The following is a 12,414-nucleotide window of genomic DNA, read 5'->3' as shown; positions in this document are numbered from 1 at the left end:
TAAAAACAACTTATTTCCCCCTACCTTGAATCAAGTTTTTGATCAGCTTTGGTGCGGTAGCGGGTTAAGAAACTAAAGAGAAGTTTTTACCATTTGTTATATACCTTTTTTATACATGACCAACTTGCTTTTCGATTTAAAAAAATCTAAAAAATAAAACATAACTTTTTTTTATAACTAAACAAACTAAAAGTTTGGCTTATTAAACTACAAATACGTTCAAAGGATTTGAAATGAAGCATGAACTCGAACAATGTGACACAGCTTTTTTCGGCCATCCAAAACCCTTAAAAACTTTATTTTTTACAGAACTGTGGGAACGGTTTTCTTACTATGGAATTCGTCCCTTATTGATTCTTTACATGGTTGCGATGGTCAATGACGGTGGTTTAGGGCTTGATCGTCCTACCGCAGCTGCAATTGTAGGGTTATTTGCCGGCTCTATGTATTTAATGACCGTTTTAGGCGGTTGGATTGCCGATAACTGGTTAGGCCAAGCAAGATCTGTCTGGTATGGCTCCATCATTATTGCATTAGGTCATTTATCTATTGCGCTTACTCCTATCTTTGATCAATTCTTTTTTTATTTCGGTTTAGTTCTTATTGTTATTGGTTCGGGGTTGTTTAAAACCTGTATTTCAGTGATTGTCGGAACATTATATAAAGCCCAAGATAATAGACGTGATGCTGGCTTCTCCATTTTTTATATGGGAATTAATATAGGTTCTTTTATTGCTCCTCTTCTTACAGGCTTATTAGCACGTGATCATAACTGGCACTTAGGTTTTGGTATAGGTGGCCTTGGGATGTTAGTTGCATTACTCATTTTTCGTGTATTCGCTATTCCACAGCTACAAGCTTTTAATCAGTTGCGTCAAGAAAATGACAATTGGAATAAACCAATTGTTGAAAATAAAAATGCGCCAAAAATTGCTTTCTCTTTTTTACTATCTGTCGCAGTCGTTATTGCCCTGACCTTCTTTGGTGTCATTCATATCAATCCGGTCGCGGTAGCAACTTATTTAACAGTTGGAATTGGTATTGGTATTATTGCTTATTTTGCATATTTACTACTTTTCCTGAATTTAGAGCAGCATGACAAATTTAAAATTATTATTTGCTTTGTTTTATTAGCAGCATCTGCGCTATTTTGGTCTGCCTTTGAGCAAAAGCCCACAACTTTTACTTTATTTGCACAAGATTATACGGACCGTATTGTTTTCGGATTTGAGATCCCAACTGTATGGTTTGAATCAATCAATGCCCTATTTATTATTGTTTTTGCTCCAGTTGCAGCTTGGCTATGGGCGAAGCTAGGTAAGGCAAATAAAGACCCAAGCTATATCAGCAAATTTATTATTGCATTGTTATTCGCAGCAGGTGGCTTTTTGCTCATGTCTCTTGCCAGTCATTTTGCTATTAATGGCGGGGCAGTTTCACCATTTTGGTTAGTCGGTACTTTATTTTTTCTTACCATAGGTGAACTTTGCCTAAGCCCGATTGGCTTATCAACCATGACTAAACTTGCACCTGATGTCATCCGCAGTCAAATTATGGGTCTGTGGTTTACTGGTTCAGCTTTAGGTAATCTGATAGCAGGGTTGATTGGAGGACATGTATCGGCAGATGGCATTAATCACTTACCTACCCTCTTTATGAGATGTGTTTTGGCGTTAGTGATTGGCGCAATCGTGTTATTTTTATTAAAGAAACCTATTTATAGATTAATGAACAAAAGTACTAGTAAAGTTCAACCTGACTTGGAAACCATATGACCAATTTAACTGTTCAAGAAAAGCTAGAGAAACTTCGTGAACTCATGCTTAACCAGCATGTTGATGCGTTAGCCGTCATGAGTGCCGATCCGCATATGTCAGAATATTTACCAGATTACTGGAAAGCAAGACAATGGCTTAGTGGCTTTAGCGGTTCTGTTGGAACACTTGTAGTCACTCAAAACTTTGCAGGACTATGGGCGGATGGTCGTTATTGGGTACAAGCCGAGCAACAGCTTGTCGGAACGGGATTTGAACTTCAAAAACTGACCAGTGATGAATCATCAACACATCTAGCTTGGATTGAAAAAAATCTAAATAAAGCCTCAGTAATTACAGTAAACGGCCAAACACTTTCGATTCAACAATTTAAGGCACTCGAACATACTGCAAGACTTAACAACTATAAACTCGAAACTCAACAAGATTTAATTGGAGCCATCTGGTCTGATCGCCCTGAGCTTCCATCAAATAAAATTCATTTAATGCCTGAAGGTTTAAACGCTCTCTCTCGTAAAGAAAAAATTCAGGCTATTCGTGAAACTTTACATAGCAAGAATATTAAGGGTCACTTCATTTCATCTTTAGATGATATTGCATGGGTCCTAAATGCACGTGGGCAAGATGTAGAATATAACCCCGTGTTCCTTTCACATTTATATATTAGTGAAAAACAAGCTGTTCTTTTCATTGATGCGGACAAAGTTGATGTAACCATTCAACAAGCTTTTAAAGCCGATGGTATTGAACTTCGTAACTATGAAGATACAGCTAATTTTTTAGCGAATATTTCTGATGCCTCAGTACTTTTAGATCCAGCCAAAGTCTCGATTTTTCATGAACAAGCCATCGCAAAAGATATTCAGGTTGTATACGACATCAACCCGAGTACGCTATTTAAATCACGTAAGCATGAAAGTGAAATAGCTCATATCCGTCATGCAATGGTTAAAGATGGAGTCGCCCTTTGCCACTTTTTCCACTGGCTAGAAAAAGCACTTCATCAGGGTGAAAGCATTTCAGAACTAACGATTGATGAAAAAATTACAGCTTTCCGTGCTCAGCAAGATGGGTTTATAGGGCCAAGTTTTTCAACGATTGCTGGCTTTAATGCCAATGGCGCTCTACCTCACTACCGTGCAACTGAGGAGCACTATTCATTTATTGAAGGTGATGGGTTGTTGCTGATTGACTCAGGTGGGCAATATGTAAATGGAACAACAGATATTACTCGTGTAGTTCCTGTGGGCACGCCAACGCAACCACAAAAACGTGACTATACCTTGGTTTTAAAGTGTCATATTGCTTTGGCAAAAACGATTTATCCAGAAGGTTTAGCTGCACCGCTACTCGATTCAATTTGCCGCCATACCTTATGGCAACATGGTTTAGATTATCGCCACGGAACAGGTCACGGTGTAGGCTTTGCCCTTAACGTTCATGAAGGACCGCAAGTGCTTTCTTATTATGCTCCTGTTCATGCTTACAGCAAACTACGCGCGGGAATGATCCTTTCCAATGAACCGGGCTTATACCATGAGGGACAATACGGTATTCGCATTGAAAATTTGGTTGCAAACCGTCTTCACTCTGGGTTTGACAAAACTTATGGGGAATTTTTGGAGTTTGAAACACTTACGCTTTGCCCAATTCATTTAGATTGTATCGTTGTTGATATGCTAACTAATGAAGAGAAAGATTGGTTAAATCGTTACCATCAAACTGTTCAGGAAAGACTCGCTGAACATTTGTCTGGAGAGGTTCTAGACTGGCTGATTTACAACACTCGTGCGATTTAATCTTCTTTTTTAATTCAGGCAGAATGATTTTCTATTTGCAATGAAAAGCTTATTTTGCCTGAATTATAATTATCTCTCTTTCAAACAGACTAAGATGTATCAAAGCTGATTATTTTTCAGCAAACTTCTAACGAATGAAATAGTTAAACTGGTCACTTCATTTTTTGTTATATTAGCCGCTTAGAAAGTGGCTTTTTATTTTTTAATCAAGAAGTTCTTTCTAAAAAGTGAGTATTAATGTGAGTAACTATTCTAGTCACTTATTAAATATATATTAATTATTATGAGGTTAAGTTCATCATGCTTCTAATGATCGACAATTACGACTCTTTTACCTACAACATCGTCCAGTATTTTGGCGAGTTGGATCAGGAAGTAAAAGTTGTTCGCAATGATCAAGTCACATTAGAGGATATTGAACGATGGCAACCTAAATATCTAGTTATTGGTCCTGGCCCTTGCTCTCCGAGCGAAGCGGGTATTTCAATTCCTGCAATTAACCACTTTGCCGGAAAAATTCCTTTGCTTGGCGTGTGTTTAGGGCATCAAAGTATTGGGCAAGCTTTTGGCGGAAATATTGTAAGAGCCAAAACAGTGATGCACGGACGTTTATCTGATATGTACCATAGCAATAAAGGTATTTTCAGTAATCTTCCTAGCCCATTCTCGGCAACTCGTTATCACTCTTTGGTGATTGATCAGCAAACACTGCCTGATTGCCTTGAAGTAACGTGCTGGACCAATGAAGCAGATGGCTCAATGGAAGAAATCATGGGTGTTAAACATAAGACATTGCCTGTTGAAGGTGTGCAGTTCCATCCAGAATCAATCTTGAGTCAACATGGCCACCAAATCTTTAAAAACTTTTTAGATATTTATGCATAAGTGATATTTATGAACATTCAACAAGCACTTAACCATATTACAAAAAATATTCACCTGACTCAGCCGCAAATGGAAGACATTATGCGTAGCATCATGCAAGGTGAGGCAACCGAAGCACAAATTGGTGCTTTAATGATGGGCCTTCGCATGAAAGGTGAAAGTATTGATGAAATTACTGCTGCCGCACGTGTCATGCGTGAATTCGCGATTAAAATTGATGTCAGCGATATCAATTATTTAGTTGATATTGTTGGTACTGGTGGTGATGGACAGAACCTATTTAATGTCTCTACTGCTTCAAGCTTTGTGATTGCAGCAGCTGGTGCGACCATTGCAAAGCATGGTAACCGAGGTGTTTCAAGTAAATCGGGTTCATCTGACCTACTTGAACAAGCCGGTATTAACCTTGATTTAGACATGCAACAAACTGAGCGCTGCATTCGTGAGATGGGTGTAGGTTTTTTATTTGCTCCAAACCACCACAAAGCAATGAAATATGCTGTAGGCCCACGTCGTGAGCTTGGTGTTCGCAGCATTTTCAATTTACTCGGCCCGCTTACGAATCCGGCTGGTGTAAAACGCTTTGTCATTGGTGTCTTTTCAGATGAGCTTTGTGGTCCTATCGCAGAGGTAATGAAGCAACTTGGTGCTGAGCATGTCATGGTGGTTCATTCAAGAGATGGACTTGATGAAATTAGCCTTGCTGCTCCTACTGCTATTGCTGAACTTAAAGACGGCGAAATTACCGAATGGACGCTTAATCCAGAAGATGTCGGGATTGAATCACAAACCTTAAATGGTTTAGTGGTAGCAGATGCCGCAGCAAGCTTAAAGCTGATTAAAGATGCATTAGGTAAAAATAAATCTGACATTGGTGAAAAAGCAGCAAATATGATTGCGCTTAATGCAGGTGCAGGTATTTATGTCTCAGGCATTACCAAAACCTATGCTCAAGCTGTTACCTTCGCCCAAGATATTATCTATGGCGGACAAGCTTTAGAGAAAATGAGTGTTTTGGCTGAATTTACCAAAACATTAAAACAATGTCAGGCAGATTAAGGACTTCTCATGATTAATATTCAAAATACCATTTTAGGTAAAATTGTTGACCGTAAACATGAGGAACTTGCTGCGCGTTTAAAACAACGTAATTTGCAAGATATTGAAGAACTTGCTAAAGCTGCGACTCCTGTACGAGGATTTGCAAAAGCGTTACAGCACAAATGCCCTGCCGTGATTGCTGAAATTAAAAAAGCATCTCCGTCAAAAGGCATTATTCGTGCAGATTTTAATCCTGCTGAAATTGCCGAGCAGTACGAACAAGCTGGAGCAGCATGTTTATCTGTTTTAACTGATGTTGATTTCTTTCAAGGTGCAGATGAAAATATTGCGATTGCCCGCAGTCATTGTGCCCTGCCTGCTTTACGTAAAGACTTTCTGATTGACCCATATAATGTAGTTGAAGCACGTGCTTTGCATGCTGACTGTATTTTATTAATTGTTGCTTGTTTATCTGACCAGCAACTCGAAGAAATGTCTAAAACTGCGTTTGAACATCAACTCGATGTATTAGTTGAAGTTCATGACGAAGAAGAAATGGAACGCGCTTTAAAGCTTTCTGAGCAATGTTTATTAGGCGTGAATAACCGTAATTTAAAAACATTTGATGTAGATTTAAATACATCCATTCGATTGAAAAAATTACTTCCGGCCTCACGTTTATTAATCACTGAAAGCGGTATTGCGACTCCAGATGATGTGCGCATGATGCAAGAGCATGATATTCACAGCTTCTTGGTCGGCGAAAGTTTTATGAAACAACCACGTCCAGATCAAGCTTTTACTGCCCTTTTTGGACAACCTCAAACGGTTTAATGAAGATATATGAGTAATAAAGATTCATCGCTTTCTAAAGAGCAACAAAAGTTACTGAAGCAATTTAAAAAGCAAATCTCCAATCCTCATTCAAGCAAAATCGCAAGTCAGTCTGAGGCCCCAAAACCTCAGGCTGAGTCTGAAGAATTGGAAGATGCAAACCTGTTTCAAAGTGCTCTAGCAGGTGTTAAGCCCATCAACAATAGTAATATTGCTGATGTAAGAACGCCTCGCACAAAAAAAATTGATGCTCAAACACTCGCTAAACGTGCAGCTGCAGAAGGTGGTCGTGAAACTGAACATGCCGAACTATCTGATACACAAGCTGCTTTAAATCCTGTCGCAAGTCAAGCAACGTTAAGCTATCGCATTGCGACTCTTCAACATAAGGTTTTTGAAGATTTAAAAGCAGGCAAGATGCGTTGGTTTGAAGCTGTAGATTTACACGGTTGTACGATTGAGCAAGCACGTGACGCAGTTTTACACATTATCCAGATGGCAAAAGATGAAAATCAAAATGTGATCAAAATTGTACATGGTAAAGGCCCTGAAGCGGTCTTAAAAACCTATGTCAATGGATGGTTACGTCAGCACCGCGATGTTTTAGCTTTTGTAAGTGCACCAGAAAACCAAGGTGGCACAGGCGCCGTTCTCGTACTGCTTAAACGCGCAGAAAAAAATCCCAAGTACCAACAATAAAGCGGCATTTTCTACAGAATTCAGACTTTTTATAGTTTTCTGATAGAATGCCGTTTTGTTCAACCAGTGTAAGTGAACATTCTTATGTCTATGCAGCAATCGTACGCAAATATTCTGACTGCCGTCGGTGAAGATCTTGATCGTCCCGGCCTTAAAGATACGCCTGTGCGTGCGGCTAAAGCTTTTTCATATTTAACTTCTGGCTATAGTAAAACTTTAGAAGAAGTCACCAATAATGCGGTTTTCCCATCAGATAACCATGAAATGGTATTGGTGAAGAATATTGAATTTTATTCGCTTTGCGAACATCATCTGCTCCCATTCTACGGCCGTGTTCATGTTGCCTATTTACCAGAAGGCAAAGTTCTTGGCTTATCTAAATTTGCGCGTATTACCGAAATGTTTGCTCGTCGTTTGCAAATTCAGGAAAACCTGACTCAGCAAATCGCAGAAGCTGTAGCTGAAGTCACTGGCGCACGTGGTGTCGCTGTCGTTATCGATTCAGCACATATGTGTATGATGATGCGTGGTGTAGGCAAACAAGAGTCAACCACTCGTACAGTTTCATTTATCGGAGACTTTAAAACCGATAAAGAATCACGACGTGAGTTCTTGAGTGCAGTACCAGAAAGTTACTAAATTCTTTTTAGTGATAAATTTTAAAGCCCAACTTAGTTGGGTTTTTTTATATCTAAATACAGCGTTTATTCTATAAAACATAACAATTAAATTATGTGATTTTTGTTATAAAAGTACGTCCCTTCACTTTAAAATGTTTGATGAGTTGATAATGCGATTCAAAAAAGTTTCTTACTTAATTCTACCTTCTCTTTTTATTTTTAATACCTCAATTTATGCAGGTAACACATCAAAAGAACAAGATATCAAGAAGGTTGTTGATCAGAACTTTAAACCATTATTAGAAAAATATGCCGTTCCCGGTATGGCGGTTGGTGTCATCCAAAACAATAAAAAGTACGAAATGTATTATGGACTACAATCGGTTCAAGATAAAAAATCCGTAAATAGCAATACCATTTTTGAGCTAGGCTCAGTCAGTAAATTATTTACTGCGACAGCAGGTGGATATGCCAAAACTAAAGGAAAAATCTCTTTTGACGACACCCCAGGAAAATACTGGAAAGAGCTAAAAAATACACCGATTGACCGAGTGAACCTACTTCAACTTGCGACCTATACGAGTGGCAATCTTGGCTTACAATTTCCAGATGAAGTACAAACAGACCAACAAGTTTTAACTTTTTTCAAAGACTGGAAACCTAAAAACCAAATTGGTGAATATAGACAATATTCAAACCCAAGTATTGGTCTATTTGGAAAAGTTGTAGGCCTATCGATGAACCAACCTTTTAGTCAGGTTTTAGAAAAGACAATTTTTCCATCTCTTCACTTAAAACATAGCTATGTAAATGTACCTAAAACTCAAATGCAAAACTATGCATTTGGCTATAACCAAGAAAATCAACCGATTCGTGTGACCCCAGGCCCACTAGATGCGCCTGCCTATGGGGTTAAATCTACATTACCAGATATGCTTAGCTTTATTGATGCCAATCTAAATCCACAAAAATATCCGGCAGATATTCAACACGCGATTAATGAAACACATAAAGGCTTCTACCAAGTAGGCACGATGTATCAAGCATTAGGTTGGGAAGAGTTCTCTTATCCAGCACCTTTACAGACTTTATTAGACAGTAATTCAGAGCAAATCGTGATGAAGCCTAATAAAGTGACTGCTATTTCAAAAGAACCTTCAGTTAAGATATTCCACAAAACTGGTTCGACCAACGGTTTTGGAACCTATGTCGTGTTTATTCCAAAAGAAAATATTGGTTTAGTCATGTTAACCAATAAACGTATTCCAAATGAAGAACGCATTAAGGCAGCTTATGCTGTGTTAAATGCAATAAAGAAATAATCGTCTTGTCTAAAAATAAAAAAGAGAAATGAATAATCTCATTTCTCTTTTTTTATGCATTTATTCTTTAAAAGAACCAAACGTAGCCTAAACTAGATTTCATCCAGTCTTGATGATTTTGTTGTTCATAATCCCAGTTTAATCGAACGGCATTATTGCGATTAATCACATATTGCCATTGAGTATTTACTCTCAAATTCCATTGATTTTGGTCTTCCCAATATGGCAATTCAATTTGTACCACAGAGTTAAAACGGTCAAACCATTGGTTCATACAACCTAAAGTCGGGCCCATTCCCACACGCCACCCTTTATCCAGATTTGAGCCTGTTTGAACATAGGTTTGTAGTTGCCCATAGCAAATATGTTTGCGCTCATAGTCTGCAAGACTGTAACCAAACTGAGCATTAAAATTCGCTACGCCATGCTGTTTTTCTTCACTAAAGTTTCCATCATGAATTGCTTCTTGACGCCAGCCTAAGTTAAATCCCCAACTCAGCGGTGTTTTAAAAGGTTGAATCGGGTTATAGGAATTTACTTCTAACAGATCAAGATGTTCAAGTTTTAAATGATCGTCTCGCCACTGTGCATTACCATTTAAAAATAGTAATTGAGTCCCAGCACGGTATCCCCCTTGAGGATCTATTAAGTCGTGATAGGCTTGTCGATGACCAATTTCGATAAACTTATCACCTTGGACTTCACCAGCTTTCAATGAAAGATTACGTGCATTATGACCTTGAGTTGGCTCTTTTTCTGGTCGTTTAGGTTCTTGACGCTGTTTGTCCAAATCAATCTGGCTTCTTAAAGCCAAAAGCTGACGTAACTGTGGCTGAGCAACGCTTTCTTCTATTTGACGGCTCGTAAATTGAAGATATAAATCATCGTAAGCCATCTCTAGAATTTTGGCCTGATCTTGCTCACTAAAGGATTTTAAAAGCTCAGAAGACTGCTTAATTGGCATCATCGTAATTTGATGTGCAACCTTCGCTAGTGAGGCACCATGCTGATGAGCTTGGGCCAGTAGCTGAGTTTCTAAAGCAGGCCGATATACAGGAGCTTTGGTGAGCCCTTGCTGTTGCATCGATTTAATGGTTTCCATCGGAATAGATGCATAAGTAAACTTTTCTTGTAAGTTAGACTCAGGTTTTACTAAATCGACCAAGCCCAATAATCTATAGGCACAGTTATCACTCACGAAATAATAAGGGAAACTTACATGCTGCATTTCCCAAATATGGCTTACTAAAAACCGCGTTTCTTCAGGAGAAAGTTTCAGCTCATATTCCCATAAATCACGGCTTTCGAAATCACCGTACTCTTTTACCTTACGATAATAAGGCATAAGTGAATATTCACCCGGATATTGCCCTGTTAAACCTTTCCATGCGTACGACCAGTTGTCGTTCCCCGCCACAGTTGCTGCATAATTTACAGCATAAGAAACTAAATTTAACTGCTGCTGATCTTTGGGGTCTAAACGCAATAAAGTATGACCAAACATCGAGCTAGGGTTGCCCATAAAATCTGTCGCATAAATTAATGTGGCTTTATAAGGCTTAATCTGTCCAATCCAGTTTTCAAATTCTGAACATTTTATTTGAGGCAATTCATTTTCTTGAATGCCTATTTTTTGCATGAGCCATTGGCTTCGAGCCGGAAACTTACAACGAATAGACTGATTATCTTGAGCAGGTATAAATAATGCCGAGATGTCAGCTTTCAGTTCTTCTTTTAAATTATTTTTCCCATTTTCTGACATGAAATAACCAGAATAAGTGACGTCACTTTTATGGTTTTTATTAGCATACATGAGCCGTTGCCATGTAATGTCTTGATCTAGATTTTGTTGTTCTGCAATCGACCAATATTTTTGAATAGATGGATTTATATCTGCTGAATACGCAATATTAACTGCCAAAGAGGCAAAAACCAAAACAACTGACTTCATTAAAATCATCAATTTTTATCATTAAATATAAGAAAAACCCTGCCATACGACAGGGTTTTCAATTTCAAACTTATACGTAAGCTTTTAAAACGTCGTCTTTAGCCATTACAGTTTGTAATGATGCTAAAACTTGAAGGGTATTTTGATTATTTGCTGAATAGATTTCACCAAAGTTTGCTTTTGAAACTTTAAAGAAACGGTCTTTATCTTGAGGTTTAATTTGCATTAACTCAGCAAGTACATTCAGGCTTTCACCTTGGCCTACTGCCATATCACGTGCTAAAGCTTCTGCATTTTCATTTGTGAATGTTACAACTTGCGCTGTTACTGTCCCGCCTTGACGGCATCCTAAAGTACCGAAAGTAATCCCTAATAATTGGTTAGTAAAAATACCGTTTGTTGTTGCAGCAAGAATTTTAGGCGCTACTCCTTTTTTACCAGCCCATATTTGTGTACCTGCACCACAGCCCACATCGTTGTCAGCCATTGCAACACTTGAACCAGCTGCTAATAAAGCAGCTAAAGCTATTTTTTTTAACATAGATGTAAATCTCCAAAAATCATTATTGATTGTTTCTTATGTGTTGTATTGTTATGTGTAATTCTTATTACACGATATTAAAGATAACGAGAAGGTTGTGATTTAGCAATTAAAAAATAAACAATATGATAAAAAGTGCAAAAGAAAAATTATCTTAAATTCCAGTTACCTTGATCATCTCTGTTGCCTAATATTTTAAGCACAAGTACTAGACTTAAAATTAATAATAAATACCACGACCCTAGCTTGCCCCAACCGACCATATGCCAAGCATCGACCTGACTTGGATAAAGCCAGATTTTATAAAATGTACTTATATTTTCAGCAATCCAAATCAAAAATGCGAGTGTAAACAGCACAGGTAACATCGGGATTTTGAATTTATGTTCATTTAACTGGAAATAAAGTTTTGTTTTCCAAAAAATAAAAATACTAATCGCGAATAAAATATAACGAATATCGGGAACAAAAAATTTACTCATAAAATTTATATATGAGAAAAATGCCAGTAATAGCATAGTTGCAAAACTTGGAAGTTTTTCAAAAGACACTTGAAACAGTCGTATTGAACGTGCAAAAAAACTACCTACAGCCGAATACATAAAACCTGCAAATAGAGGCACAGTTAAAATTTTAAATACGGCGGGCTGTGGATATTGCCACGATGCAATCGCAGGATGCGTTAGGAATATTTCCATGAACATTGCCATGACGTGAAATAAAGCAATGACCTTGGCTTCTGCCCATGACTCCAGTTTTAAATAGAGTAAGCAGATCTGGATTAACACTGCATAAGTCAGTAAGTAATCATAACGATAGAAACCCATATATTCATGGCTTCCCATCGGTGCTGTTAAAGCAAAAGCAATTAAAAGCAAAATACCAAACAAGGCTGCCGAGACAGCCTTGCCGATAAATTGAAACGGTAAAATTAGATATTGCACAAA

11 protein-coding genes are annotated in these 12,414 nt (G+C 37.9%); 8 read left to right on the top strand and 3 right to left on the bottom strand.

Translation table 11 applies throughout. The annotated features are described in order from the left end of the window. Positions 1-233 precede the first annotated feature (233 nt). The 8 genes from FY048_RS01820 (at position 234) to blaADC (ending at position 8,975) form a co-directional block, all read left to right on the top strand. On the top strand, positions 234-1,775 hold the full coding sequence (locus tag FY048_RS01820; protein ID WP_446089929.1) for a peptide MFS transporter: 1,542 nt from the start codon (positions 234-236) through the stop codon (positions 1,773-1,775). Further along, a complete protein-coding gene (locus tag FY048_RS01815; RefSeq protein ID WP_446089928.1) occupies positions 1,772-3,574 on the top strand; it encodes an aminopeptidase P family protein in 1,803 nt (600 codons plus the stop codon). The genes FY048_RS01820 and FY048_RS01815 overlap by 4 nt, the downstream gene beginning before the upstream one ends. A 300-nt stretch (positions 3,575-3,874) precedes the next feature. Then, a complete protein-coding gene (locus tag FY048_RS01810) occupies positions 3,875-4,459 on the top strand; it encodes an anthranilate synthase component II (RefSeq protein WP_003650566.1) in 585 nt (194 codons plus the stop codon). 9 nt (positions 4,460-4,468) lie between these two features. Continuing rightward, positions 4,469-5,518 (top strand): anthranilate phosphoribosyltransferase, encoded by a 1,050-nt coding sequence (gene trpD, locus FY048_RS01805; protein WP_446089927.1) that lies wholly within the window; start codon positions 4,469-4,471, stop codon positions 5,516-5,518. 9 nt (positions 5,519-5,527) lie between these two features. Beyond that, complete coding sequence (gene trpC / locus FY048_RS01800) at positions 5,528-6,334, top strand: indole-3-glycerol phosphate synthase TrpC (protein ID WP_446089926.1); 807 nt, start codon at positions 5,528-5,530, stop codon at positions 6,332-6,334. A gap of 9 nt (positions 6,335-6,343) precedes the next feature. Then, positions 6,344-7,033 (top strand): Smr/MutS family protein, encoded by a 690-nt coding sequence (locus tag FY048_RS01795; RefSeq protein WP_446089925.1) that lies wholly within the window; start codon positions 6,344-6,346, stop codon positions 7,031-7,033. 90 nt (positions 7,034-7,123) lie between these two features. Further along, the gene (gene folE, locus FY048_RS01790; protein WP_446090277.1) at positions 7,124-7,672 is read left to right on the top strand and encodes a GTP cyclohydrolase I FolE; all 549 of its coding nucleotides are present in this window, start codon (positions 7,124-7,126) and stop codon (positions 7,670-7,672) included. A gap of 151 nt (positions 7,673-7,823) precedes the next feature. Further along, positions 7,824-8,975: an ADC family extended-spectrum class C beta-lactamase gene (blaADC, locus tag FY048_RS01785; protein WP_446089924.1), complete on the top strand. Its 1,152-nt coding sequence runs from the start codon at positions 7,824-7,826 to the stop codon at positions 8,973-8,975. 67 nt (positions 8,976-9,042) lie between these two features. Here blaADC and FY048_RS01780 read toward each other — a convergent pair whose 3' ends face one another. From FY048_RS01780 to FY048_RS01770, 3 genes are all read right to left on the bottom strand, one after another. Beyond that, a complete protein-coding gene (locus FY048_RS01780) occupies positions 9,043-10,926 on the bottom strand; it encodes an Lnb N-terminal periplasmic domain-containing protein (RefSeq protein ID WP_446089923.1) in 1,884 nt (627 codons plus the stop codon). Between the two features lie 70 nt (positions 10,927-10,996). Continuing rightward, on the bottom strand, positions 10,997-11,467 hold the full coding sequence (locus FY048_RS01775; protein ID WP_005046013.1) for a DUF3015 family protein: 471 nt from the start codon (positions 11,465-11,467) through the stop codon (positions 10,997-10,999). 149 nt (positions 11,468-11,616) lie between these two features. Then, positions 11,617-12,411, bottom strand: coding sequence for a DUF817 family protein (locus FY048_RS01770; RefSeq protein WP_446089922.1), 795 nt, complete (start codon positions 12,409-12,411; stop codon positions 11,617-11,619). Positions 12,412-12,414 lie beyond the last annotated feature (3 nt).

Source organism: Acinetobacter sp. 1124_18A (assembly GCF_052824995.1).
Note: the sequence above shows the minus strand (reverse complement) of the source record. Positions and strands in the feature narration are given on the sequence as shown.